Genomic DNA, 23,072 nt, shown 5'->3' with positions numbered 1-23,072 from the left:
CAATGTCTTCTCCCGTTCGTCCCGTCAGACCCTTCCGACGCCTGGGTGCCCTCGGTGCGCTCGCGGCAGCCGGCGCCCTCATTCTGAGCGGGTGCGCCGGATCGTCTGGAGCGGCGCCGGACTCCCCGGCCTCGGCGGCCCCGGGGGACTCGACGGCCTTTCCCGTGACCTTCGAGCACATCTACGGCGAGACCACGATCGACACGGCGCCGGCGCGCGTGGCGACGTGGGGCTGGGGAGCCACCGACGCCGTGCTCGCACTCGGAATCGTCCCCGTCGCGATGGCCTCGATGGACTACGGCGGGGGCGATGACCGCATCACGCCCTGGGTCGAGGACGCGATCGAGAAGCTCGGCGGCGAGTCGCCCGTGATCCTCGACAATGCGACCTACGAGCTCTCGGTGGAGGAGCTCCTGGCCACCGATCCCGATGTGCTCATCGCCTCGTACTCGGGCCTCACGCAGGAGGAGTACGACGCCGTCACTGCGGCCGGCATCCCGGTCGTCGCGCCTGAAGAGGCGCTCTGGTCCACGCCCTGGCGCGATGTGATCACCGACACGGGCACGGTTCTCGGCCTTGCGGATGAGGCTGAGCAGCTCATCGGCGACCTGGACGGCCTCGTCGAGGACGCTGCGGCCCAGCATCCCGAATTCCAGGGAACGAGCATCGCGTACGCCGCTGACGATGTCGACACGTTCTACCTGTATCTGCCCGCCGACCCGCGGGTGGAGATCCTCGAGGATCTTGGCTTCACGTCCGCGCCCGCCGTCACCGACCTCGACACAGGAGAGTCGACGTTCTATACGACCGTGAGCAGCGAGAACCTCGACAAGATCGATGCCGACGTGATCTTCACGCAGACCGACAGCCAGGAGGCGCTGACGACCTTCCTCACCTCGGACCGCACGGGCATCATCCCCGCCGTCGGGAAGGGAGCCGTCGGCGCCATCATCGGCGAGGAGAACGTCGCCGCGATCTCGCCGACCGCTCTGACCCTGCCGTGGATCCTCCCCTCGATCGTGGAGCARCTGGCGACGGCGACAGCGGTCGCCCAGGGCTGAGCGGGGCTGCGCCCGTCACGCAGAAGGACCCTGGCCGATCGGCCGGGGTCCTTCGTGCRCGACGGAGAGGTCAGGCGTCCTTGGTCTTGTCGGCCTTCCGCACGAGGGCCCAGGCGCCGGGGATGAGGAGGGCCGCGATGCCCGCCTTGATGATCCCGCCGACGATGAACGGCCAGAGGCCGAACCCGAGGATCTGCTCGAACGAGAACTCGCCACCGCCGACGACGTTCAGGATGAAGGCCATGTACGGGATGCCGAACACGAACGGCATGACGCTCGCGAGTGCGAACCCGGCGAAGGCGAGAAGCGGCTTGCGATCCCACGCGCGCTGCGCGAACCACCCAGCCACGAAGGCGGAGGCGATGAAGCCGACGATGAATCCGAAGCTGGGCTTGCCGAGCGCGGCGACCGTGCCCGTGAACCCTGCGAACACCGGCAGGCCGGCGAGTCCGACGAGCAGGTAGGTCGTGAGAGCAGCGGCACCGCGCCAGGCTCCCAGCGCCGCGCCGACCACGATGACCCCGAGCGTCTGCCCGGTGATCGGCACAGGCCACAGGGGGATCTCGACCTGCGCCAGGAGTGCGACGACGGCGGCGCCGGCGACGACGAGCCCGGCGTCGAGCGCGAAGGCTCGGGCGCGTGCGGAGGGGCGGGCGATGAGGTCTGCGAGAACCGGGACTCGGGCGGGTGCTGCAGGGGCGGCGGAGAGAGCGGACATGGAGCTCCTTGGCTTCGTGTCCCGCCGGGAACGGCGGGAAGGGGAAGGGCGGTGTCGCGACTCATACTATGGCGGTGGTCCGGCGCGGCTCTCGGAGATGACGTACCAATGCCGCGGCATCCTGATGTGCCATTCCTCTCAACAGGGGGGCAGTGCCGGTCCGCGCTTCGCAGCCTGACGGCACTTCGGGCCGGGTCTTCGTCCAGGTCGCGACGAATATACTGAGTGGCTGGCCTCTCGGTCGGCAACTCTCCCTCTACGAAACGGACGTCCGCTGTGCTCGCCGTGCACGACCTCGAAATCCGCGTAGGCGCGCGCGTCCTCATGTCGGACGTGTCGTTCCGCGTCTCGGACGGCGACAAAGTCGGTCTGGTCGGGCGCAACGGCGCCGGCAAGACGACGCTGACGAAGGTGCTCGCCGGCGACCTGCTTCCCGCCGACGGCAGGGTCGACCGCCACGGCGAACTCGGCTACCTGCCCCAGGACCCGCGCTCGGGCGATCCCGAGATGCTGGCCCGCACCCGGATCCTCGACGCGCGGGGACTCGGCACGCTCGCACTCGGCATGCACGAGGCATCTCTCGCGATGGGCTCCGATTCTCCGGATGCCGCAGCCAAGGCCATGCGGAAGTACGCGAACCTCACCGAGCGCTTCGAAGCCCTCGGCGGCTACACCGCCGAGGCCGAGGCGGCCTCGATCGCCCACAACCTCTCTCTTCCCGACCGGATCCTGGACCAGCCCCTCAGCACGCTCTCGGGTGGTCAGCGGCGCCGCATCGAACTCGCGCGCATCCTGTTCTCGGATGCCGAGTCGATGATCCTCGACGAGCCCACCAACCACCTCGACGCTGACAGCGTCGTGTGGCTCCGCGAGTTCCTCAAGAACTACAAGGGCGGCCTGATCGTCATCAGCCACGACGTCGAGCTCGTCGGCGAGACCGTCAACCGCGTGTTCTACCTGGACGCCAACCGCCAGGTGATCGACGTCTACAACATGAACTGGAAGAACTACCTCCGCCAGCGCGTCGCCGATGAGGAGCGCCGCAAGAAGGAGCGCGTCAACGTCGAGAAGAAGGCGACGCAGCTGCAGCTGCAGGCCGCCCGCTTCGGCGCGAAGGCGTCGAAGGCAGCCGCCGCGCACCAGATGGTCGCGCGCGCCGAGAAGATGCTGTCGGGCCTGGACGACGTCCGCCAGGAGGAGCGCGTCGCGAAGCTCCGGTTCCCGAAACCCGCAGCCTGTGGCAAGACGCCGCTCATGGCATCCGGGCTGTCGAAGTCGTATGGGTCGCTCGAGATCTTCACCGACGTCGACCTCGCGATCGACCGCGGGTCGAAGGTCGTCGTGCTGGGACTCAACGGCGCGGGCAAGACGACGCTGCTGCGCATCCTCGCCGGCGTCGACAAGCCCGACACCGGCCAGCTCGAACCCGGCCACGGCCTCAAGATCGGCTATTACGCACAGGAGCACGAGAACCTGGATGTCTCGCGCTCGGTGCTCGAGAACATGATGTCGGCGGCCCCCGACATCACTGCGACGGATGCCCGGAAGGTCCTGGGCTCGTTCCTCTTCACGGGCGACGATGTGCTCAAGCCTGCCGGCGTGCTGTCCGGGGGAGAGAAGACGCGACTGTCGCTCGCGACGCTGGTCGTGTCATCGGCGAACATGCTGCTGCTCGATGAGCCGACGAACAACCTCGATCCCGCCTCTCGCGAGGAGATCCTGGGCGCTCTCGCCCACTACGAGGGGGCGGTGGTCCTCGTCTCCCACGATCAGGGTGCCGTGGAGGCGCTCAACCCGGAGCGGGTCCTCATTCTGCCGGACGGCGTCGAGGATCTCTGGGGCCGCGACTACGCAGAGCTGGTCGAGCTGGCGTAAGGCTTCCTCCACGGGGAGGCGCACACGCCGGTCGATCGGTCGCTCGCGTCAGTTCCCGCTCGACTCGACGAGCGCGTCCTCTGCTTCGGCGTCCCGGTCGCGGGAGCGCCGCTTCACGGCAGGATCGCGAGGGGATGCCGCTTCGTCGCCGAGCGCCGCATCCTCGGCTTCTTCCCGCCTGTGGGCCCGCTCGGTGCGGATGATGTAGCCGATGAAGACGAAGCCCATGATCGCGAAGAGGATCCACTGGATCGCATACGACAGGTGGGGTCCCGGATCGGCCGAGGGCGCCTCGAGCGGCTCAGGCCGGGTCGCCGGCGCCGGGTCCTCGGAGTCCATGAGGCCGTAGGCGCTCAGCTCGAGGGCTTCACCGGCCGCGGGATCGATGGCGTCGGCCACGGTCGGCAGGTGGATCGTGGGCACTTGGCCCTCGGGTGCCGACCGGCCAGAGGCGGGAAGGGGCTCGCCGGGACGCAGGCGGACGATCACCGTCGCAGTGCCCTGAGGAGGCGCAGGAACGACGTCGGGTTCGTTCTGCTTCTCGCCGGGCGCCACCCAGCCCCGATCGACGAGCAGCACCCGACCGTTCTCGAGCTCGAACGGCACGAGCACCTCGTAGGCCGCGCTGCCGCCGTGGGCTCGCCCTCGCACGAGGAGCTGGTCGTCTGCGAGGTAGACGCCCGTCAGCGCGACGGGATGCCATTCGTCGGCGGGGTCGAACGCGCCTCCCGTGGGGATCAGCTCGTCGAGGCTGACGGGAGGGGCATCGTAGTTCTGCTCGACGAGAGCGAGCTGGGCCGACCGCTGCGCATTCCGCGTGAACTGCCAGTTGGCGAGGAAGGCGCAGGCGATGGCGAAGACCACGGCCACGGCGACGTACGCGGTCCAGCGGACCGCGGCGGGGGCATCCTGTCGGCTCACGAGGGATCATCCGCCTCGAGCGGAGCGACCTCGACGGGGAAGTCTCGTGTCGCGAGGAAGTCTCGGAGGAAGTCGCGGTGCTCGTCGCAGGCGACCCAGGTCTTGCGCCGATCGGGCGCGTGGATGCGGGGATTGCGCCAGTCGACGCGCCACGTCGCCGGCGCGCGGCACCCCGCCCGCGAACAGGTCGCGGTCTCGGTCGCTGCGGTCATGCCGGCGCGTCCCGCTGGTCGGGCGCCGAGGCCGGCGGCTCGTCGGCCACGCGGGGCGCGGACTCGGAGCCGATCGAACGCTGCTCCACGATCCGAACCACACCGGTGTCGCCGGCCTGCGTCATCGGGGACGGGGTCGCCGGCAGTGCGCGCTCGGGGCTCTCGCTTCGCCGCGTCGCTCGCGAGTCCTGCCCGACGTTCGCGGTGACGACCGCGACGTACGGGAGCACGACCGCCCCGAGGGCGAACACCCACGTGTACCAGCCGTAGGGCTGCACGGCGACCATGAGGATGAAGCAGGCGACACGCACGCCCATCGTGATGAGATAGCGCCGCGAACGGGCCCCCACCTCGTCCTGAGGCGCACGCGGGAGCGAGGTTGCAGACTGTGCTCCGCTCGAGTTCTTCACGATGATTCAAGGGTACGCCGCGCGCGGAGGTGCGGCCGTGCCCACGGTCACATCGTCTGATATTCCTGCATGTTCGAGAAGAAGTAGCTCGCCCAGGCGATGAGGACGATCGTGCCGATGATCGCCAGGGCCAGGCCGACCCACCCGACGATCGTTCCCGCGAGACCCAGGCCACGACCGCCTTCACCCGTGCGCTTGATCTGGCTGAGAGACATGTGTCCCGTGATGATGCCGACCACAGAGCCGATGAACGGCAGGATGAAGAATCCCACGAGCGACGAGATCAGCGACACGACGGCGAGGGTGTTCGTCTTGCGAGGCGCTGAGTATGCGCCGTACGCGGGGGCCGCGCCGTAGGAGGGAGCCGCGTAGGCGGGAGGGGTGGTGGAGCCGGGGGCCTGCTGACCATACGCGGGCGGCGCGGGCTGACCATACGTCGGTGCGGACTGGCCGTACGCCGGCGGCTGGGGGTTGTTCTCACCGGCGGGGGTGCCGCCGTTGTTCGGGTCGCTCATGTCGTGGCATCGCCTTTCGTGTCGACTCCAGGCTTCCAGCGCCGCCCGGGCCTGTCAAACGGCGCCGATAGGCTGATGGGGTCCACCGTCATGACCGCCCGGGAGCCTCCATGTCCACTGATCGCGTCGTCCTCGTCACCGGCGGGAACCGCGGCATCGGCCGCGCCATCGCAGAGCGCTTCGTCGCAGAGGGCTACAAGGTCGCCGTGACGGCCCGCTCGGGCGAGGGCCCAGAGGGAACGCTCACCGTTCGCGCTGATGTGACGGATGCCGCTGCCGTCGACGCCGCCTTCACCGAGGTCGAGGCGGCGCTGGGTCCGGTGGAGATCGTCGTCGCGAACGCGGGAGTCACGAAGGACACCCTGCTGCTGCGCATGACGGAGGACGACTTCGACAGTGTCGTCGCGACGAACCTGGGCGGCGCGTTCCGCGTCGTCAAGCGGGCGTCGAAGGGCATGCTCCKCGCGAAGTGGGGACGGGTCATCCTCATCTCGAGCGTCGTCGGGCTCTACGGATCGCCCGGCCAGATCAACTACGCCTCGTCGAAGGCCGGCCTCGTGGGCTTCGCCCGCTCGCTCACCCGCGAGCTCGGAAGCCGCGGCATCACCGCCAACGTGGTCGCTCCCGGCTTCATCGAGACCGACATGACGGCCGCTCTTCCCGACGAGACGCAGGCGGAGTACAAGCGCAACATCCCGGCGGGTCGGTTCGCCACGCCCGACGAAGTCGCCGGCGTGGTCACGTGGATCGCGTCGGAGAACTCCGCGTACATCTCCGGCGCCGTGATTCCGGTCGACGGCGGTCTCGGCATGGGGCACTGACAGCCGCGCAGCGCGCTCACCATCGCCTCCGCGCTCACCGCTCTATGGCGGCGAGGATCTTCTCGGCGAGCAGATCGGGCTGCGAGAACTGCGGCCAGTGTCCGGTGCCGAGTGTCACGACTTCGACGGCTTCGAGAGCCGCGAACTCGTCTGCCCACGGCCCCCAGTCGGCGAGGGCGGCGCGCAGTGCGCTCTCGTCCTGACCGCCGGAGAGGATCGTCGCCGGCACCCGATGACGGGCGGCGTTGCCCAGGGCGAGAGGATCGGTCGGCACCCTGGCCGGGACGGATGCCATCCTCGCGGCTGTCCGCTCTCGCACCTGCGGGTCGAGGTCGGCGACATCGGGCTCGTCGAAGAAATCCCAGCCCGGGAAGGGGATGACCCCGTCGACGATGTCGAACTCGGAGATGCCGCGACCGTCCGGTGGCGGCACCGCGTCGACGAAGACGACGCGGGCGATGCGCTCGGCACGGGCGTCCGCCGCACCCCACACGACGTTGCCGCCGCCCGAATGGCCGACCAGCACCACCGGTCCCTCGAAGGCGTCGACCTCGTGGACCACCGCATCGACCCACTGGGCGATGCCGATATCGGACGACGCGGGCGCGGGAACCCCCACACCGGGCATGGTCAGTGCGTGCACGTCGTGGCCGGCAGCCTCGAGCGGCGCGACGATGGGATCCCATGAAGACGAGTCGAGCCACAGGCCCGGAACCAGGATGATGTCCATCCCCCGACGCTAGCTGCGCCCTCCGACATCCTGCACCGCTGAGAGTTCACGTGTCAGGGGAGGAGCGGGATGACCTCGCGCAGATCGACCGGCCCCACGACGAGATCGGCCTGTGCCCGGACCGCGGGCTTCGCGTTGAAGGCGATGCCGAGCCCCGCGATCGCCATCATCCGCAGGTCGTTCGCTCCGTCGCCGATGGCGATCGTGTGAGACAGTGCGACCCCCGCGTCGTGCGCCCAGGCGCTGAGGGTCTGCGCCTTGACCTCGGCATCCACGATCCCGCCGTCCACTTCACCGGACAGCACGCCGCCCGAGACCGCGAGCCGATTGGCGCGCCAGACGTCAGCGCCGAGCGCGGGGGCGATCGTGTCGAGGATCTCGTGGAAGCCGCCCGAGACGACGCCCACCCGACCTCCGCGCTCGTGGACGGCGGCGGTGAGCTCGCGCACGCCGGGCGTCGGCTCGATCCGCGCCAGCACGTGCCCGAACGCCGACACCGGCACCCCGGCGAGCGCGCGCACGCGAGAGCGCAGACTGGTGGCGAAATCCACTTCGCCCCGCATCGCCGCTTCGGTGGCTGCGGCCACCTCGGCACCACGGCCCACTTCGTCTGCGATGAGCTCGATGACCTCGTTGCGGATCAGCGTCGAGTCGGCATCGAGGACCACGAGGAAGCGGGTGGATGTCGCAGGCACGACGTCCACCGTACCGGGACGCCGAAGCGCCCGACGACGCGGCGGGAGCAGCTCGTGCTCAGCGCTCGATGATCGCGCCCTTGCCCACCACGGTGATGCCGCTCTCGGTCACGGTGAAGCCGCGGGCGAGGTCGCGCTCGCGATTGACCCCGACGGTGGCGCCATCGTGGAGGACGACGTTCTTGTCGAGGATCGCGCGGTGCACCCGGGCGCCCGCACCCACCCGGACGTGGTCGAACAGGACCGAGTCCGTGATCGTCGATCCGCCGCCGGAGAGGGTCCAGGGCCCGACAACGCTGCGCTCCAGGTGCGTCCCTGACAGGACCGACCCCAGCGACACGATCGAGTCGATCGCGTTGCCCATCCGCCCGACGGAGTCGCGCACGAACTTCGCGGGCGGCGAGTTGACCGTCTGGGAGTGGATGGGCCACTCCATGTTGTACAGGTTGAAGATCGGCAGGGTCGAGATGAGGTCCTGGTGGGCGTCGAAGAACGAGTCGATCGTCCCGACGTCCCGCCAGTAGTCGCGGTCGCGATCGGTGGATCCCGGCACGTCGTTGCGCTTCATGTCGTAGACCCCGGCTTCGCCGCGACCGACGAAGTACGGGACGATGTCGCCGCCCATGTCGTGGTTCGACGTGGGCAGCTCGCCATCGGCCTCGACCGCGTCGATCAGCGCCTGGGCGTCGAAGATGTAGTTGCCCATCGAGGCGAGCACTTCGCCCGGGGAATCGGCGAGCCCGGTCGGGTTCTGCGGCTTCTCGAGGAACTCGTTGATCCGGTTGTCCTCGCCGATGTCGATCACGCCGAACTGGTTCGCCAGCGAGATCGGCTGGCGGATGCCGGCGACCGTCGCCTGCGCACCGGACTGGATGTGGGCATCCAGCATCTGCCGGAAGTCCATGCGATACACGTGATCGGCGCCGATGACCACGACGATGTCGGGCTTCTCGTCGTTGATCAGGTTGAGGCTCTGCAGGATCGCATCTGCGGAGCCCGAGAACCACCGCTTGCCGAGGCGCTGCTGCGCGGGCACGGAGGCCACGTACGAGTCGAGCAGCGCCGACATGCGCCACGTCTGCGAGATATGGCGGTCGAGACTGTGCGATTTGTACTGGGTCAGCACGACGATCTGCCGGAGCCCCGAGTTGATGAGGTTCGAGATGGCGAAGTCGATCAGCCTGTACTGGCCGCCGAACGGCACCGCAGGTTTCGCTCGATCCGCGGTGAGGGGCATGAGGCGCTTGCCCTCGCCACCGGCGAGGACGATTCCGAACACCTTCGGCGCTGCTGGCATGGGACCCACCCTAGGGCCGCCTGTCGTCAGATCGGTAGCCGGGTTCACCGGAGTGTCTTGGTGTACTAGGTTTCGTGCCATGCGCGTCGACATCATCACGAAGGAGTATCCGCCGGAGATCTACGGCGGAGCAGGCGTCCACGTCACGGAGCTGGTGAAGGCGCTCCGGGAGTCGATCGACGTCCAGGTGCGGGCTTTCGGGGTCGAGCGGGACGAGCCGGGAACGACCGCGTACGCGGTTCCGGCCGAGCTCGCCAGCGCGAATGCCGCCATCCAGACCCTCGGCACCGACCTTGCGATCGTGACGGATGCCGCGGGTGCCGATGTGGTGCACAGCCACACCTGGTACGCGAACTTCGCCGGACACCTGGCATCGCTGCTGCACGGCATCCCGCACATCGTGACAGCGCACAGTCTCGAGCCGCTCAGGCCCTGGAAGTCGGAGCAGCTCGGCGGCGGGTATGCGGTGTCGAGCTACATCGAGAAGACGGCATACGAAGGAGCGGCCGCKATCGTGGCGGTGAGCGAGGGCATGCGCGGTGACATCCTGCGCAGCTACCCGTCGCTCGACCCCGGCAAGGTGCGCGTCATCTACAACGGCATCGACGTGGAGGCATGGCATCCCGTCGACGACCCCGAGCTCCTCGCGCAACTCGGAGTGGACGCATCCAAGCCCTCCATCGTGTTCGTGGGGCGGATCACCCGCCAGAAGGGTCTGCCGTACCTGCTGCGCGCTGCCGAGCTGCTGCCGCCGGACGTCCAGCTGGTGCTGTGCGCGGGAGCCCCGGACACCCCGCAGATCATGGCCGAGGTGGAAGGGCTGGTGAAGCGGCTCCAGGAGACGCGCGAAGGCGTCGTCTGGATCGACCGGCTGCTGTCGCGACACGAGCTGTGCACGATTCTCAGCGCGGCGACGACGTTCGTGTGCCCGTCGGTCTATGAGCCGCTCGGGATTGTGAACCTCGAGGCCATGGCGTGCGGCGCTGCGGTGGTGGGCACGGCGACCGGCGGCATCCCGGAGGTCGTCGTCGACGGCGTCACCGGCCGCCTGGTGCCGATCGAGCAGGTTCAGGACGGCACGGGCACGCCCATCGACCCCGAGAAGTTCGTCGAGGACCTCGCCCGAGTGCTCACCGAGGTCGTGAGTGATCGCGAGCGTGCGGCGGCCTACGGGGCGGCCGGACGCGAGAGGGCGGCGCAGGACTTCAGCTGGGCATCCATCGCGCAGGAGACCCAGGCCCTCTACGCAGAGGTGGCCCGAACGGGCCGATAGGCTGGCGGCATGGCGCAAGTCCTCCAGTTCTCCGACGTCGTCGTCCGCAGAAATTCCCGTGACATCGTCGATCACCTGAACTGGTCGGTGAACGACGACGAGCGCTGGGTCATCCTCGGTCCGAACGGCGCCGGAAAGACCACGCTGCTCCAGCTGGCCGACACGCTGATGCATCCGACCGCGGGAACGGTGACGATCCTCGGCGAGCGCCTCGGCCGTGCCGACGTCTTCGAACTGCGGCCGCGCATCGGATTCGCATCATCCGCGATGGCGAAGCGCGTCCCCCAGGACGAGACGATCATCAACGTGGTGCTCACGGCCGCGTTCTCGGTCCTCGGGCGCTGGAATGAGGACTACGAGGACATCGACGAGCGGCGAGCCCTCCGCGTCCTCGCCGAATGGAAGCTCGACCACCTCGCGGACCGCACCTTCGGCACGCTCTCGGACGGTGAGCAGAAGCGCGTTCAGATCGCTCGCGCGGTCATGACCGACCCCGAGCTGCTGCTGCTCGATGAGCCCACCGCGAGCCTCGACCTCGGCGCACGCGAAGAGCTCCTCACGCTGCTCGCCGGGTACGCGAAGGCGCCCACGACGCCCGCCATGATCATGGTCACCCACCACGTAGAGGAGATCCCGGTCGGGTTCACGCACGTTCTGCTGATCCGCGACGGCGGCATCGTGGCGGCGGGTCCGATCGACGAGACGCTCACCGCCGAGAACCTCACGGCGACGTTCGGGCTCCCCATCAATCTGACGTCCGAAGACGGCCGGCACTCCGCACGCGCGGCCTCCGCCTGAGCCCTCCGCCGGACGATTCCACGGAACCCACTCCGGGCTGATAGAATCGCTCTTTGGTGCGTTCGCACCGCAGACTTTGACCGCCCTGGCAAAATCCAGAGCACTCACCTCAAAGGACTTCTCATGAAGACTGAAATCCACCCCGACTACAAGGCAGTCGTTTTCCGTGACCTGGGCTCGGGCGAGACCTTCCTCACCCGCTCCACCGTCACGAGCGACAAGACGATCGACCTGGACGGTGTCGAGTACCCCGTCATCGACGTCGAGATCTCGTCCGCCTCGCACCCGTTCTACACGGGCAAGCAGCGCATCATGGACTCGGCCGGTCGCGTCGAGAAGTTCAACCAGCGCTTCAAGAACTTCGGCTCCAAGTAAGCAGCCCACGCGAAAGCCCCGCTTCGGCGGGGCTTTCGTCGTTCCGGCGAGGTCACCGCCGAACACGTCGATCAGCGGATCGGCCAGCTTCCGTCGAGCTGCTCCTCCGGGTCGAGCCTGCCGATGCGGATGAAGTACTCGGTCAGACTGGCCGCCTGCGCCCGCGCCCAGGCGATCTGCCGGGTGTGGAGCTCTTCGGCGCTCTCGGGCAGCCAAGGCGCATAGCGCTCGGCGAGCGCCTGAGCGACTCGTCCGGCCGCGATCGCGTCGGCGGATGCCTCGTGGGCGCCGTCGAGCCGAACGGCGTAGTGCTCGGCCACCACCGTGAGCGTGCGCTTGCCGCGTCGCCAGCGGTCGTAGGCCTTGTCGACGACAAGAGGATCGATGACGGGGGAGGGCTGCAGAATCGGCTCGAGCCCGTGGCGCAGCGCCTCGTGCTTCAGCAGCGAGAAGTCGTAGGGTGCGTTGTAGGCGACGACCGGGATGCCGGCATCCAGAATCCCTCGGAGCGCGGCGACGACCTCTGCTGCCACCGCCTGAGCGGGGCGGCCGTGTGCTCGGGCGTGCTCGGTGGTGATGCCGTGTACCGCCGTGGCGCCCTCGGGGATCTCGATGCCCGGGTCGGCGATCCAGTCGCGCGCGCTCAGGACCCGCCCGTCGGCATCGAGCACCCCCACGTGCGCCGTGACGATCCGATCGCTCGTGACGTCGACTCCGGTCGTCTCGAGGTCGAACACCCCCACCACGCGCGTCCACTCCGGCACCGGGAAAAGGGGCAGCGGCTGGGCGGGCGAGGCATCCATGCCGATCACGGTATGCGCCGGTCCCGACATCGGCTGCCAGGCGCGCTGCCCCAGCCGGCGGCCCGGTCACGGCGGCTTCCCGGCTCCCGTTCGTAGACTCGACCCGTGCCCGTCGCAAGCCCGTACTCCTCACTGCTCGCCGAGATCCCCGTCGTGCGTCGCGACATCGAGATCCTCGGCGGCACCACCGCGTACTGGACCTACGGGTCGGACGAGGCCGAGACGACCGTCGTCGTGGTCCACGGCTTCCGCGGTGAGCACCATGGGCTGGAGCCGGTCGTGGCGCACCTTCCTCACGTGCGCATCGTGTCGCCCGATCTGCCCGGCTTCGGAGAGACGGCGCCGCTCCCGGGCCGGCGCCATGACCTGGACGCCTATGCCGAGTGGCTCATCGCCTTCACTGCTGCCGTCGCGCCGGGCGCGGTGATCCTCGGCCATTCCTTCGGATCCATCGTCGCCGCCGGAGCGGTGGCGGGCGGCCTCGAGACGCCGCGTCTGATCCTCGTGAATCCGATCGGCGCGCCCGCGCTCGAAGGCCCGCGCGGCATCCTCACCCGACTGGCCGTGTTCTACTACTGGGCCGGCGCCCGTCTGCCCCAGCGCGTGGGGGAGTGGCTCCTGCGAAACCCGCTGATCGTGCGGATCATGAGCGTCTCGATGGCCAAGACCCGCGATCCCGGTCTGCGCCGATTCATCCACGACCAGCACGACACCTATTTCTCGCGCTTCGCCGATCGCGACGTCCTCCACGAGGCGTTCGTCACGTCGGTGTCCCACGACGTCCGGGCGTTCGCCCCGCGCATCACGCAGCCCACGCTGCTCGTGGCCGCGCAGAAGGACGACATCACCCCGATCGAGGCGGAGCGCCATCTGGCGACGCTCTTCCCGTCCGCCGAGCTGGTCGAGATCCCGGATGTCGGGCACTTGATCCACTACGAGACGCCGGCTGCGGCGGCGGAGGCGATCAGACGGTTTCTCGCGCCTTCCGAGCCCGGTACGCGATGACGCCCGTCGTTGCTCCGGCCCGGCCCTGATCGAGGATCAGACGGTTTCTCGCGCCTTCCGAGCCCGGTACGCGATGACATTCATGCGATTGCCGCAGTTGCCGGTGTCGCAGTAGCGCTTCGAGCCGTTGCGCGAATAGTCGATGTAGACGGCGTCGCAGTCGTCAGCCGAGCACACGCGGATCCGCTCGTACTCGTCGGAGCGGATGACGTCGACGAACGCCATCGCCGCTTCGACCAGGATCCGCGTGGCGAGCGGGGCGTCGTCGGAGGTGGCATGGACGTGCCAGTCGTACCCGTCGTGGATCGCGAGCTGGGGGAGGGCGTGGCCATCGCGCAGCATCTCGTTGACGAGCGGCACGGCCTCGTCGCGTGCGACGTCCCAGAGACGGCGTAGACGTGAGCGGATGCCGCGCAGGGCCGTGAGCTCGCCCGTGCTGCGAGCGATCCGGCCCGTGTAGGGGTTCGCGGCGAGGAAGCGGTCGAGGTCGGCGATCGTCTGCAGGGTGTCGGGGTCATCGTGCCCRGGGAGCGTATTGACGAGGTCGACGACGGCTGCGAGCGACCGTCCGGTGTCATGGATGAACACCATGTTGACTCCTGACGTCGGCAGCGGCTACTGTCACGAGTGTAACCTTCTACACTCATGACAGGCGGATGACATGACGGCAACCGCCACTCGCGTCGCAATCGCCCCCACCCGGCGCGTCAGCACCGCTGGTCTGGTCATGGCCGTCGCATCGGCGCTCGCCTTCTCCTCCAGTGGACCCTTCATGAAGCCGCTCCTGGAGTCGGGCTGGTCGCTGGGCGCAGCCCTCCTCGTGCGGATGGGCGTGTCGGGGCTCATCCTCTCGCCGGCCCTGTTCCTCGCGATCCGCAAGGAGCGCTCCTTCGTCCGGCGGCACTGGCGCATCGTGCTCGGGTTCGGCCTCACGGCGGTGGCCGGGTGTCAGATCCTGTTCTTCTCCGCGATGCAGCGGATGCCGGTCGCCGTCGCGCTCCTCATCCAGTACCTCGCACCGGTGCTGCTCGTGGGCCTCGCCTGGATCCGCACGCGGCGGACGCCCTCGCGCCTGGTGCTGGTGGGCTCCGCGGTGGCGGTCACCGGGCTCGTGCTCGTCGTCGACATCTCGGGCGCCTCCTTCGATCTCATCGGAACCCTCCTGGCCCTGGGAGCAGCCGTCTGCGTGGGCGCCTACTTCCTCATCGGCGAGCGGACCGGCGATGACCTGCCGCCCCTCGCCCTCGCGTCCGGCGGGCTCCTCGTGGGCGCGCTGCTGATGGCGGTGCTCTGCGCGATCGGGATCCTCCCGTTCGCCGCACCGGCCGTCGACGTCGTGCTGGCCGGGGTGGCGGTTCCCTGGTTCGTGCCGCTCTTCTGGGTGGCCGCAGTCGGGACGACGGTGGGCTACGCGCTCGGCGTGATGGCCGTGCCCCGCGTGGGGGCGCGTGTCGCGTCCTTCGTCGGGCTGTCGGAGGTGCTCTTCGCGCTCGGATTCGCGTGGCTCTTCCTCGCTGAAGTCCCGGCTCCCGTGCAGTTCGCCGGCGGAGCGCTGATCCTCCTCGGCGTGATCCTGGTGCGGATGGATGCCGAGCGGACCGAGGACGCCGTCACGCCTCCTGCTGTGCCAGCTCCATGAGGGGTGCCACGCGATAGCCGATGACCTCGCCCATCACCAGCGAGGTCTCGGTCCGCTCGATGCCCTCGATGGCGAGGATGCGGGCATCCGTCTCGAAGAGGTGCTGCGTGTCGCGGCAGGCGACTCTGACGAGCAGATCCACCTGGCCGCTCAGCCCGTGCACCTGGATGATCTCGGGGATGTGCGTGAGCTCCTGGCTGATCCGCGGAAGGTCCGCCTGGCGCACGATGACGTTGACGAAAGCCTCGATCGGGAACCCCAGTGCGGCCGAAGAGATGGCACGCTCGTACGAGAGGAAGACCCCTGCGCGCTCGAGTCGTGCCATGCGTGCCTGGACCGTGTTGCGCGACATCCCGAGCCGATCGGAGAGTGCGACGACGGTGGCGCGGGGATCTGCGGACAGGGCGGCGAGGAGCTCGAGGTCAACTCGATCGAGGGTGCTCATAGTGCGAAAGATTAGCACCCCAAAGGCGGCCTTGTCAGTGCAACATGCTCAACTCAAGTGCTGATGCTTGAGCGAGGTGCAAGATCGACGTAGCCTGAAAGTGCCGGCGACGATGCCGGCGCTCGGAAGACGATCGCCTCACGAGGGCTGATCGACTCACGAAGGGATGACGACGATGCACACCCTTACACCGCAGACAGACCTCGCAACCGACGTCGACGATGTCGCGCGTCTGGTGAATGAAGATGGCGAACGCGTCGCCGATCCGGAGCTCGACCGCTGGGTCACCGACATCGATGCCGCTGCTCTCCGCGAGCTCTATCGCGACATGGTGCTGGTGCGACGGATCGATACTGAAGGCGTCGCGCTCCAGCGTCAGGGGCAGCTGGGACTGTGGGCGCCATGCCAGGGGCAGGAAGGCGTGCAGGTCGGAACGGCCCACGCGCTGCGCCACGATGACTTCGCCTTCCCGAGCTACCGGGAGATCGGCGTCCAGCATGTGCGCGGTGCCAAGCCGGCCGACTTCGTCATCGCATGGCGGGGCGAAGAGCACTCGACCTACAACCCCTACGACATCAACACGGCCACGCCTCAGATCATCATCGGCGCGCAGACCCTCCACGCCGTCGGCTACGCCATGGGCGTTCAACGCGACGGGACCGACCAGGTCGCCGCCGCATACTTCGGCGACGGCGCCTCGAGCCAGGGCGATGTGAACGAGGCGCTCGTGTTCGCGTCGTCCTTCCGCGCTCCTGTCGTCTTCGTGTGCACCAACAACCAGTGGGCGATCTCCGAGCCCGTCGCGGTTCAGGCGAAGTTCCCGATCGCCGGGCGCGCGCCGGGATTCGGCATCCCGAGCATGCGCATCGACGGCAACGACGTCCTGGCCGGCCTCGCCGCCATGCGCTGGGCGGTCGATCATGCGCGCAGCGGAAAGGGACCCGCCTTCATCGAGGCGGTGACCTACCGGATGGGTCCGCACACGACGTCGGACGACCCCACGCGCTATCGGGATAAGGAAGAGGTCGAGCGCTGGCGCCGTCGCGACCCGATCGCACGCGTGGAGGCGCTCCTGCGCTCGCAGAACCAGTTCGGCGACGACTTCCAGTCCGAGGTCGCCGCGGATGCCGACCGCCTCGGCGCCGCGGTCCGCGCCGCCGCACTCGGTGCCGTCTCGCGCGAGCCCATCGGCGTCTTCGATCACGTGTACGAAGAGCCGCACTCCGGACTCGCAGAGCAGCGCGACCACTTCGCCCGCTACCTCGGCGGGTTCGCGCCGGCGGAAGCGGAGGCGGGACGATGACCCAGCTCACCATGGCCAAGGCCGTCAATGAGGGGCTGCGCCGAGCAATGGCCGATGACCCGAAGGTCCTCGTGATGGGGGAGGACATCGGGAAGCTCGGCGGCGTGTTCCGTGTCACTGACAGGCTGCTCGACGAGTTCGGCGCGCAGCGGGTCGTGGACACCCCGCTGGCCGAGTCCGGGATCATGGGCACCGCCGTGGGCCTCGCGTTCCGTGGATACCGGCCCGTCGTCGAGATCCAGTTCGACGGCTTCGTGTATCCCGCATTCGACCAGATCGTCTGCCAGGTCGCGAAGCTCCACTACCGCACCCGCGGCAACGTGAAGATGCCGCTCACGATCCGTATCCCGTGGGCCGGCGGCGTCGGTGCGGCCGAGCACCACTCCGAGTCCCCTGAGGCGTACTTCGTGCACACCTCGGGCCTGCGGGTCGTCGCGGTGTCGAATCCCCAGGACGCGTACGTCATGCTGCGACAGGCCATCGCAAGCGATGACCCCGTCGTCTACTTCGAGCCGAAGCGGCTGTACCACACGAAGGGCGACGTCGACCTGGGCGCCGATCTCGCCGACCAGCCGCCGATGGGCCTCGCTCGCATCGCGCGAGAAGGGACGGATGTGACCCTGCTCACCTACGGTGCGCAGGTGGCGACGGCGATGGATGCTGCGACCGCAGCCGAGGACGACGGCATCTCGATCGAGGTCATCGACCTGCGGTCCATCTCGCCGGTCGACTACCGCACGGTGACCGCTTCGGTCCGCAAGACCGGGCGAGTGGTCGTGACACACGAGGCGGCGCGCGAGGCGGGCGTCGGAGCCGAGCTCATCGCGAGCATCACGGAGAAGTGCTTCAACTACCTCGAGGCGGCGCCTGTGCGCGTCACCGGACACGACATCCCCTATCCGCCCGCCAAGCTCGAGAAGCACCACCTGCCCGACCTCGACCGGATCCTGGACGGCGTCGACCGGGTGCTCGACCGCCCCAACAGCCTGAGCGGGGTGATCGAGTGATCACCGAGTTCCGGCTTCCCGACCTGGGCGAAGGGCTGCCCGAGGCGGAGCTCGTCCAGTGGCTCGTCGCCGAGGGCGATCAGGTCGCGCTGAACCAGACGATCGCCGAGGTCGAGACGGCGAAAGCCGTCGTCGAGCTCCCGTCGCCGTACGCCGGCGTGATCTCGCAGTTGCACGCAGAGCCTGGCGACGTCGTGACCGTCGGTTCCGTGCTCATCGCGTTCGACGTGGCGGAGACGGATGCCGCGCCCGAGGCCGCGCCTCGAGCGGAGGCGCCCGCAGCCAGCGTGACGCCGGCTCCCGCGACCCGTCGCGCGATCGCCGAGGCAGGCACGCCTTCGGCGGCCGCCCCGGCTCCCGTGGCCTCCGCCGACGAGGCCGCCCCGCCCAATCTGGTCGGCTACGGCGCCGCACCCCGTGCCGGCGGACGCCCTCAGCGTCGCGCGCGCATCGCCGCGGCATCCGTCTCCAGCGCGTCCGACACGGCCGTCCTCGAGGCCGCGCCCCACGACGTGCTGCACGCCCCCGACACGATGGACGCTCCGATCGAGCGCCCGCGCTCGACGCCGCCGGTGCGCAAGCTCGCGAAGGATCTGGGACTGGACCTCGCGCTGGTGGAGCCCACCGGCGAGTCGGGACTGATCACGCGAGCGGATGTCGAAGCCTATGCCGAGCGTGTGGGCAAGGGGGGCGGGACCCAGGTCGAGCCGGCCGAGGATCTCGCGGCAGAGGCCGCGCCGGCGTCGCCGGCGTCGCTCACGGGCGGAGAGTCGAGGCAGCGCGAACGGCGCATTCCCATCAGGGGAGTGCGCAAGCACACTGCCGAGGCGATGGTGCGGAGCGCCTTCACGGCGCCGCACGTCACGACCTTCCTCACCGTCGATGTGACGGCCACCACCGAGCTCATCGCGTCGCTCAAGGCGGACCGTTCCCTCGAAGGCCATCGCATCGGCATTCTCGCGATCGCCGCCAAAGCCGTCTGCCTGGCGCTCTCCCGGACGCCCGAGCTCAACTCGCACTGGGACGACGAACACGGCGAGATCGTGGAGTTCGGCTACGTGAACCTCGGGATCGCGGCGGCGACCCAGCGCGGACTCATCGTGCCGAACATCCGGGATGCCGAAGCCATGACGCTCGTCGAGCTCGCGGATGCGATCGGCGCGCTCGCCGAGACGGCTCGCTCGGGCAAGACTCCTCCGTCCGACATGATGGGCGGCACGTTCTCGATCACGAATGTCGGCGTCTTCGGCGTCGACGCCGGTACTCCGATCCTGAACCCCGGCGAGGCCGGCATCCTGGCGCTCGGCGCCGTGCGCCGCCAGCCCTGGGAGCACCGCGGCGAGATCGCCCTCCGCGACGTCATGACGCTCGCGCTCTCGTTCGACCACCGGCTGGTGGACGGCCAGCAGGGATCCCGGTTCCTCGCGGACGTGGGGTCGCTCCTGCGCGAGCCGGCTCGCGCCATGCTTCTGAGCTGAGGGAGTGACGGGTGTCGCCGCGGGGAGCGCGCGGCATCCGTCGCCCTTCCGCAGCGAGCGTTCTCAGCTGGTGAGTGCGCTCAGCTGGTGAGCGCCGCGAGTGCCATCGACTCGAGGACGGGGCGCGCCGCACGATCCGACGGCGAAAGCCGGGCAGCCCGCAGGCTGTGGGGCGTGGAGTTCATCAGGCCGAAGCACGCGTGGGCGCGGATGCGGAGGTCGGACTCCGTCCGCGTGGGGTGCAGCTGGGCGAGGACCTGGATCCACAGCTCGACGTACTCCCGCTGGAGGCGCCGCACCCGGTTGCGATCCTCGTCGCGGAGGCTCGCGAGATCGCGGTCCTGGACGCGGATGACATCGGCATCGCGGAGGGCGAAGTCCACGTGGAAGGCCACCAGGGCGGCGAGACGGATGCCGGGATCCTCCTCACGCGCCAGCACATCGCGCCCGCCGCTCAGCAGCTTCTCGCTGACCTGCAGCAGGATGGCGCCGAGCAGAGCCTGTTTGTTGGCGAAGTGCCGGTACACGGCGGGACCGCTGACGCCCACGGCTCCGCCGAGGTCTTCGAGGCTGACGCCGCTGAAGCCCCGCTCGGCGAAGAGCCGCGCCGCCTCGCGGAGGATGGCGGCCTGCCGGTCGGCTTTCGCGCGGTCGCGCTCGGTGAGACCGCTTGTCATTTCAGTTAATCCTCGCTAACCTGAGCATCGGGTTAGTGAACACTAACCAGTGCGCCCGCGTCGCGACAACGTCTGTGATGGGATCGTGACGTCGAAGAGGATGACACGGAGTTCGATGGACCAGCACGACTTGACCGACGAAGAGAACGAGCTCGCCGGGCTCGTGCGGGAGTTCGCGGACGAGGTGGTCGCCCCTCGCTCATACGAGGCGGACCGCACCAAGACGCTGCCGCTCGACGTCGTCGCGCAGATGGGAGAGCTCGGGCTCTTCGGCCTGCCGTTCCCCGAGGAGTTCGGCGGTCAGGGCGGCGACTATTTCGCGCTGTGCCTCGCCATCGAAGGACTCGGCCGGGTGGACCAGTCGATCGCGATCACCCTGGAGGCGGGGGTCAGCCTCGGCGCGATGCCCGTCTATCGCTTCGGGAACGACGCGCAGAAGCAGGAGCTCCTGCCCGATCTCCTGGCCGGACGCGCACTCGCGGGGTTCGGCCTCACCGAGCCCGAGGCGGGCTCGGATGCGGGTGCGACGCGCACGACGGCGCGCCTGGACGGCGGCGAATGGGTCGTGAACGGTTCCAAGCAGTTCATCACCAACTCCGGCACCGAGATCACGCGGTTCGTCACCGTCACGGCGGTGACAGGTGAGCGCGACGGGCGCAAGGAGATCTCGACCATCATGGTGCCGAACGGCACGCCCGGCTTCACCGTCGAAGCGCCCTACGACAAGGTCGGCTGGCATGCATCCGACACGCATCCGCTCACCTTCGTCGACGCGCGGGTTCCCGAGCAGAACCTCCTCGGCGAGCGTGGCCGCGGCTTCGCGAACTTCCTGCACATCCTCGACGAGGGCCGGATCGCCATCGCCGCGCTCTCGACGGGCGCCGCAGAGGGATGCCTCGAAGCGGCCGTCGACTACGCCAAGAAGCGCACCGTCTTCGGTGAGCCGCTCTCGACCCGCCAGAGCATCCAGTTCACGATCGCCCGCATGCAGTTGCGCGTCCATAACGCGCGGCTCGCGTGGCGCCACGCCGCCCGCCTGCGTGATGCGGGGAAGCCCTTCAAGACCGAGGCCGCGATCGCGAAGCTCACGGCGAGCGACGCCGCGATGGACAACGCCCGCGATGCGACGCAGGTGTTCGGCGGCAACGGCTTCATGAACGAGTACGCGGTCGCCCGCCACTATCGCGACTCGAAGATCCTCGAGATCGGCGAGGGAACGAGCGAAGTGCAGCTGCTCGTCATCTCGCGCGCCCTCGGCCTGCACGGGTAGCGTGGCGATCGTGGGCGACGGCACCGGCTGGGACGAGAGCGCCGCGCGGCAGCCACCGACGGTGGTGCAGCGCGGTCTGTACTACGAAGAGCTCGAGGTCGGAGTCCGCTACGCCCACCGACCGGGCCGGACCGCCACAGAGGCCGACAACGTCCTCTTCTCCTCGCTCACGATGAACGGGCAGGCGCTGCATCTGGATGCCGCCTTCTCGGCGACCGAGCCGTTCGGACAGCGGCTGATGAACTCGATGTGGACCCTTGCGACGATGGTCGGAGCATCCGTCTCACAGATCACGCAGGGGACGCTGGTCGCGCAGCTCGGCCTCACCGATGTGACGTTCCCGGCGCCGCTCTTCCACGGCGACACCCTCTACACCGAGACCGAGGTCGTCGAGAAGCGGAGATCGGCCTCGCGCCCCGGGCAGGGGATCGTGACCCTCCGGCACACCGGTCGCAACCAGGACGGCGTCGTCGTCGCCGTCGCCACGCGGGTCGCGCTCATGTGGTGCCGGGACGCGGATCACGATGCTCCGGGAGGGCCGGCATGACCTTCGATCTGGGGCCCGCGATCCTCTTCTGCCCCGCCGACCGCCCGGAGCGGTTCGGCAAGGCGCTCGATCGCGCGGACGCCGTCATCCTCGACCTCGAAGACGCGGTCGCTCCCGCCGACAAGAGGGCTGCTCGCGGCGCGCTCATCGAATCGGATCTCGACCCCGCGCGGGTCATCGTCCGGGTGAATCCGGTCGGGACGGGAGAGTTCGATGCCGACATCCAGACCCTCTCGCAGACCGACTATCGCACGGTGATGATCGCCAAGGCCGAGACTCCCAAACGGATCGCGAAGATCGACCGCCGCTTTCTTCTGATCGCGCTGCTCGAGACCGCGAAGGGCGTCACGCACGCCGATCGGATCGCCGCGTGCGACAACGTCGTCGCCCTCATGTGGGGAGCCGAGGACCTCGTCGCCAGCCTTGGCGGCACGTCGAGCCGCAAGCCCAACGGTCGCTACCGGGATGTCGCTCGCTACGCCCGTTCGCGGACCCTCCTCGCGGCGGGCTCCCACGGCAAGGCCGCGATCGATGCGGTGCAGCTCGACATCTCCGACCTCAAGCGGCTCCGGATCGAGGCGACGGATGCCGCCGCCACGGGCTTCTCGGCGACGGCGTGCATCCATCCCAGCCAGGTCGAGGTGATCCGGGCCGCATATCGCCCGGATGGCGCAAGCGTCGCCTGGGCGCGGGGCGTGCTCGCCGCCGCGGAGAGTGAGCGCGGAGTGTTCTCGTACGAGGGACGCATGGTCGACGAACCGGTGCTGCGGCACGCGCGCTCGGTGCTGCAGCGCGCGGCGTCCTGACCGCCGCGTCGTCGGACCGGGCGACTCAGCGGGCGCGCTGCTCCACGATCTCGGCGGCGACACGTGCGATGAGCGCATCCGGCAGCGGCTTGGAGTGGAGGAAGACGACCGAGTCCTTCTCGGCCCGATAGGGCGCGATCTCCGACTCGAGCGCGTCGGACAGCGCAGGCACCGGGTACAGGCCGATGTGCTTCTTCCATCCCGCGTAGTGCAGCGCGTAGCGACCGCCGAGCATGACCGCGGCGATGCCGTAGCGCATCTTCTCCTCGGGCTCCTGCCCGGTCGCGTCACGCACCGCTGCGACGATGATGCTGCGGATTCGGTTGAGTCGGTCGGCAACCTCGGGCGGGAACCCCGAGATGTACTCGTCGACAGTGAGGGGCGCGGCCAT

Annotated in this window: 27 protein-coding genes; 14 read left to right on the top strand and 13 right to left on the bottom strand. The window is 69.0% G+C overall.

What is annotated here, in order from left to right; genetic code table 11:
• Positions 1-2: 2 nt before the first annotated feature.
• Positions 3-1,061: an ABC transporter substrate-binding protein gene (locus AC1DP3_RS12215; RefSeq protein WP_477293606.1), complete on the top strand. Its 1,059-nt coding sequence runs from the start codon at positions 3-5 to the stop codon at positions 1,059-1,061.
• Positions 1,062-1,131: 70 nt separating this feature from the next.
• Here AC1DP3_RS12215 and AC1DP3_RS12210 read toward each other — a convergent pair whose 3' ends face one another.
• The gene (locus tag AC1DP3_RS12210; protein WP_477293604.1) at positions 1,132-1,779 is read right to left on the bottom strand and encodes a biotin transporter BioY; all 648 of its coding nucleotides are present in this window, start codon (positions 1,777-1,779) and stop codon (positions 1,132-1,134) included.
• 276 nt (positions 1,780-2,055) lie between these two features.
• On the opposite strand from AC1DP3_RS12210, the gene AC1DP3_RS12205 reads away from it, so the two are divergent.
• Positions 2,056-3,654: an ABC-F family ATP-binding cassette domain-containing protein gene (locus AC1DP3_RS12205; RefSeq protein WP_477293602.1), complete on the top strand. Its 1,599-nt coding sequence runs from the start codon at positions 2,056-2,058 to the stop codon at positions 3,652-3,654.
• Between the two features lie 48 nt (positions 3,655-3,702).
• Here the strand turns inward: AC1DP3_RS12205 and AC1DP3_RS12200 are convergent, their stop codons facing one another.
• From AC1DP3_RS12200 to AC1DP3_RS12185, 4 genes are read right to left on the bottom strand one after another with little or no spacing between them, the layout of a single operon-like run.
• A complete protein-coding gene (locus AC1DP3_RS12200) occupies positions 3,703-4,575 on the bottom strand; it encodes an SURF1 family cytochrome oxidase biogenesis protein (protein WP_477293600.1) in 873 nt (290 codons plus the stop codon).
• Entirely contained in the window at positions 4,572-4,787 is a 216-nt protein-coding gene (locus tag AC1DP3_RS12195; RefSeq protein ID WP_477293598.1) for a hypothetical protein, read from the bottom strand. Before AC1DP3_RS12195 ends, AC1DP3_RS12200 begins: the two co-directional genes overlap by 4 nt.
• The gene (locus AC1DP3_RS12190) at positions 4,784-5,197 is read right to left on the bottom strand and encodes a DUF3099 domain-containing protein (protein WP_477293596.1); all 414 of its coding nucleotides are present in this window, start codon (positions 5,195-5,197) and stop codon (positions 4,784-4,786) included. The genes AC1DP3_RS12195 and AC1DP3_RS12190 overlap by 4 nt, the downstream gene beginning before the upstream one ends.
• A gap of 47 nt (positions 5,198-5,244) precedes the next feature.
• On the bottom strand, positions 5,245-5,712 hold the full coding sequence (locus tag AC1DP3_RS12185; protein WP_477293594.1) for a DUF4190 domain-containing protein: 468 nt from the start codon (positions 5,710-5,712) through the stop codon (positions 5,245-5,247).
• Positions 5,713-5,822: 110 nt separating this feature from the next.
• Here AC1DP3_RS12185 and fabG point away from each other — a divergent pair, with 110 nt between their 5' ends.
• Positions 5,823-6,533, top strand: coding sequence for a 3-oxoacyl-ACP reductase FabG (gene fabG / locus AC1DP3_RS12180; RefSeq protein WP_477293592.1), 711 nt, complete (start codon positions 5,823-5,825; stop codon positions 6,531-6,533).
• A 34-nt stretch (positions 6,534-6,567) separates the two neighbouring features.
• Here fabG and AC1DP3_RS12175 read toward each other — a convergent pair whose 3' ends face one another.
• The 3 genes from AC1DP3_RS12175 to glgC are packed head-to-tail and all read right to left on the bottom strand — an operon-like array spanning position 6,568 to position 9,255.
• A complete protein-coding gene (locus AC1DP3_RS12175; protein ID WP_477293591.1) occupies positions 6,568-7,263 on the bottom strand; it encodes an alpha/beta fold hydrolase in 696 nt (231 codons plus the stop codon).
• A gap of 53 nt (positions 7,264-7,316) precedes the next feature.
• Complete coding sequence (serB, locus tag AC1DP3_RS12170; protein ID WP_477293589.1) at positions 7,317-7,958, bottom strand: phosphoserine phosphatase SerB; 642 nt, start codon at positions 7,956-7,958, stop codon at positions 7,317-7,319.
• 58 nt (positions 7,959-8,016) lie between these two features.
• Entirely contained in the window at positions 8,017-9,255 is a 1,239-nt protein-coding gene (glgC, locus tag AC1DP3_RS12165) for a glucose-1-phosphate adenylyltransferase (RefSeq protein ID WP_477293587.1), read from the bottom strand.
• A 79-nt stretch (positions 9,256-9,334) separates the two neighbouring features.
• Here glgC and glgA point away from each other — a divergent pair, with 79 nt between their 5' ends.
• The 3 genes from glgA to AC1DP3_RS12150 all read left to right on the top strand — a co-directional run bounded on the left by glgA (position 9,335) and on the right by AC1DP3_RS12150 (position 11,701).
• Positions 9,335-10,528: a glycogen synthase gene (gene glgA / locus AC1DP3_RS12160; RefSeq protein ID WP_477293586.1), complete on the top strand. Its 1,194-nt coding sequence runs from the start codon at positions 9,335-9,337 to the stop codon at positions 10,526-10,528.
• A gap of 9 nt (positions 10,529-10,537) precedes the next feature.
• Complete coding sequence (locus tag AC1DP3_RS12155; protein ID WP_477293584.1) at positions 10,538-11,326, top strand: ABC transporter ATP-binding protein; 789 nt, start codon at positions 10,538-10,540, stop codon at positions 11,324-11,326.
• 123 nt (positions 11,327-11,449) lie between these two features.
• Positions 11,450-11,701, top strand: coding sequence for a type B 50S ribosomal protein L31 (locus AC1DP3_RS12150; RefSeq protein WP_477293582.1), 252 nt, complete (start codon positions 11,450-11,452; stop codon positions 11,699-11,701).
• 71 nt (positions 11,702-11,772) lie between these two features.
• On the opposite strand, the gene AC1DP3_RS12145 is transcribed toward AC1DP3_RS12150, so the two are convergent.
• Positions 11,773-12,504, bottom strand: a complete 732-nt coding sequence (locus AC1DP3_RS12145; RefSeq protein WP_477293580.1) for an exonuclease domain-containing protein — start codon at positions 12,502-12,504, stop codon at positions 11,773-11,775.
• Positions 12,505-12,609: 105 nt separating this feature from the next.
• On the opposite strand from AC1DP3_RS12145, the gene AC1DP3_RS12140 reads away from it, so the two are divergent.
• On the top strand, positions 12,610-13,509 hold the full coding sequence (locus tag AC1DP3_RS12140) for an alpha/beta fold hydrolase (RefSeq protein WP_477293578.1): 900 nt from the start codon (positions 12,610-12,612) through the stop codon (positions 13,507-13,509).
• A 36-nt stretch (positions 13,510-13,545) separates the two neighbouring features.
• Here AC1DP3_RS12140 and AC1DP3_RS12135 read toward each other — a convergent pair whose 3' ends face one another.
• Positions 13,546-14,100, bottom strand: coding sequence for a CGNR zinc finger domain-containing protein (locus tag AC1DP3_RS12135; protein ID WP_477293576.1), 555 nt, complete (start codon positions 14,098-14,100; stop codon positions 13,546-13,548).
• A 70-nt stretch (positions 14,101-14,170) separates the two neighbouring features.
• On the opposite strand from AC1DP3_RS12135, the gene AC1DP3_RS12130 reads away from it, so the two are divergent.
• Positions 14,171-15,148: an EamA family transporter gene (locus AC1DP3_RS12130; RefSeq protein ID WP_477293575.1), complete on the top strand. Its 978-nt coding sequence runs from the start codon at positions 14,171-14,173 to the stop codon at positions 15,146-15,148.
• Here AC1DP3_RS12130 and AC1DP3_RS12125 read toward each other — a convergent pair.
• Entirely contained in the window at positions 15,120-15,593 is a 474-nt protein-coding gene (locus tag AC1DP3_RS12125) for an Lrp/AsnC family transcriptional regulator (RefSeq protein WP_477293573.1), read from the bottom strand. The genes AC1DP3_RS12130 and AC1DP3_RS12125 overlap by 29 nt on opposite strands.
• Positions 15,594-15,759: 166 nt before the next feature.
• On the opposite strand from AC1DP3_RS12125, the gene pdhA reads away from it, so the two are divergent.
• From pdhA to AC1DP3_RS12110, 3 genes are read left to right on the top strand one after another with little or no spacing between them, the layout of a single operon-like run.
• Positions 15,760-16,896: a pyruvate dehydrogenase (acetyl-transferring) E1 component subunit alpha gene (gene pdhA / locus AC1DP3_RS12120; RefSeq protein ID WP_477293571.1), complete on the top strand. Its 1,137-nt coding sequence runs from the start codon at positions 15,760-15,762 to the stop codon at positions 16,894-16,896.
• Positions 16,893-17,903, top strand: a complete 1,011-nt coding sequence (locus tag AC1DP3_RS12115; RefSeq protein ID WP_477293569.1) for an alpha-ketoacid dehydrogenase subunit beta — start codon at positions 16,893-16,895, stop codon at positions 17,901-17,903. Before pdhA ends, AC1DP3_RS12115 begins: the two co-directional genes overlap by 4 nt.
• Entirely contained in the window at positions 17,900-19,381 is a 1,482-nt protein-coding gene (locus tag AC1DP3_RS12110; protein ID WP_477293567.1) for a dihydrolipoamide acetyltransferase family protein, read from the top strand. Before AC1DP3_RS12115 ends, AC1DP3_RS12110 begins: the two co-directional genes overlap by 4 nt.
• 80 nt (positions 19,382-19,461) lie before the next feature.
• On the opposite strand, the gene AC1DP3_RS12105 is transcribed toward AC1DP3_RS12110, so the two are convergent.
• Entirely contained in the window at positions 19,462-20,058 is a 597-nt protein-coding gene (locus AC1DP3_RS12105) for an SACE_7040 family transcriptional regulator (RefSeq protein WP_477293565.1), read from the bottom strand.
• A gap of 115 nt (positions 20,059-20,173) precedes the next feature.
• Between AC1DP3_RS12105 and AC1DP3_RS12100 the strand changes: the two genes are divergently transcribed.
• The 3 genes from AC1DP3_RS12100 to AC1DP3_RS12090 are packed head-to-tail and all read left to right on the top strand — an operon-like array spanning position 20,174 to position 22,681.
• Positions 20,174-21,328, top strand: coding sequence for an acyl-CoA dehydrogenase family protein (locus AC1DP3_RS12100; protein WP_477293563.1), 1,155 nt, complete (start codon positions 20,174-20,176; stop codon positions 21,326-21,328).
• A gap of 10 nt (positions 21,329-21,338) precedes the next feature.
• Positions 21,339-21,875: a MaoC family dehydratase gene (locus tag AC1DP3_RS12095; RefSeq protein WP_477293561.1), complete on the top strand. Its 537-nt coding sequence runs from the start codon at positions 21,339-21,341 to the stop codon at positions 21,873-21,875.
• Positions 21,872-22,681 (top strand): HpcH/HpaI aldolase/citrate lyase family protein, encoded by an 810-nt coding sequence (locus AC1DP3_RS12090; RefSeq protein WP_477293559.1) that lies wholly within the window; start codon positions 21,872-21,874, stop codon positions 22,679-22,681. The genes AC1DP3_RS12095 and AC1DP3_RS12090 overlap by 4 nt, the downstream gene beginning before the upstream one ends.
• Positions 22,682-22,706: 25 nt before the next feature.
• On the opposite strand, the gene AC1DP3_RS12085 is transcribed toward AC1DP3_RS12090, so the two are convergent.
• Positions 22,707-23,072, bottom strand: a complete 366-nt coding sequence (locus AC1DP3_RS12085; protein WP_477293558.1) for an iron chaperone — start codon at positions 23,070-23,072, stop codon at positions 22,707-22,709.

The organism is Microbacterium sp. P5_B6, assembly GCF_056400345.1.
This window is presented reverse-complemented; position numbering and strand designations above follow the sequence as displayed.

Coding starts and splice junctions, on each gene's coding strand:
- AC1DP3_RS12085 (WP_477293558.1), bottom strand. CDS start 23,072: ATGGCCGCGCCCCTCACTGTCGACGAGTACATCTCGGGGTTCCCGCCC.
- AC1DP3_RS12210 (WP_477293604.1), bottom strand. CDS start 1,779: ATGTCCGCTCTCTCCGCCGCCCCTGCAGCACCCGCCCGAGTCCCGGTT.
- pdhA (WP_477293571.1), top strand. CDS start 15,760: ATGACGACGATGCACACCCTTACACCGCAGACAGACCTCGCAACCGAC.
- AC1DP3_RS12150 (WP_477293582.1), top strand. CDS start 11,450: ATGAAGACTGAAATCCACCCCGACTACAAGGCAGTCGTTTTCCGTGAC.
- AC1DP3_RS12155 (WP_477293584.1), top strand. CDS start 10,538: ATGGCGCAAGTCCTCCAGTTCTCCGACGTCGTCGTCCGCAGAAATTCC.
- AC1DP3_RS12175 (WP_477293591.1), bottom strand. CDS start 7,263: ATGGACATCATCCTGGTTCCGGGCCTGTGGCTCGACTCGTCTTCATGG.
- AC1DP3_RS12100 (WP_477293563.1), top strand. CDS start 20,174: ATGGACCAGCACGACTTGACCGACGAAGAGAACGAGCTCGCCGGGCTC.
- AC1DP3_RS12130 (WP_477293575.1), top strand. CDS start 14,171: ATGACGGCAACCGCCACTCGCGTCGCAATCGCCCCCACCCGGCGCGTC.
- AC1DP3_RS12185 (WP_477293594.1), bottom strand. CDS start 5,712: ATGAGCGACCCGAACAACGGCGGCACCCCCGCCGGTGAGAACAACCCC.
- AC1DP3_RS12090 (WP_477293559.1), top strand. CDS start 21,872: ATGACCTTCGATCTGGGGCCCGCGATCCTCTTCTGCCCCGCCGACCGC.
- AC1DP3_RS12145 (WP_477293580.1), bottom strand. CDS start 12,504: ATGGATGCCTCGCCCGCCCAGCCGCTGCCCCTTTTCCCGGTGCCGGAG.
- AC1DP3_RS12105 (WP_477293565.1), bottom strand. CDS start 20,058: ATGACAAGCGGTCTCACCGAGCGCGACCGCGCGAAAGCCGACCGGCAG.
- glgC (WP_477293587.1), bottom strand. CDS start 9,255: ATGCCAGCAGCGCCGAAGGTGTTCGGAATCGTCCTCGCCGGTGGCGAG.
- AC1DP3_RS12125 (WP_477293573.1), bottom strand. CDS start 15,593: ATGAGCACCCTCGATCGAGTTGACCTCGAGCTCCTCGCCGCCCTGTCC.
- AC1DP3_RS12195 (WP_477293598.1), bottom strand. CDS start 4,787: ATGACCGCAGCGACCGAGACCGCGACCTGTTCGCGGGCGGGGTGCCGC.
- AC1DP3_RS12115 (WP_477293569.1), top strand. CDS start 16,893: ATGACCCAGCTCACCATGGCCAAGGCCGTCAATGAGGGGCTGCGCCGA.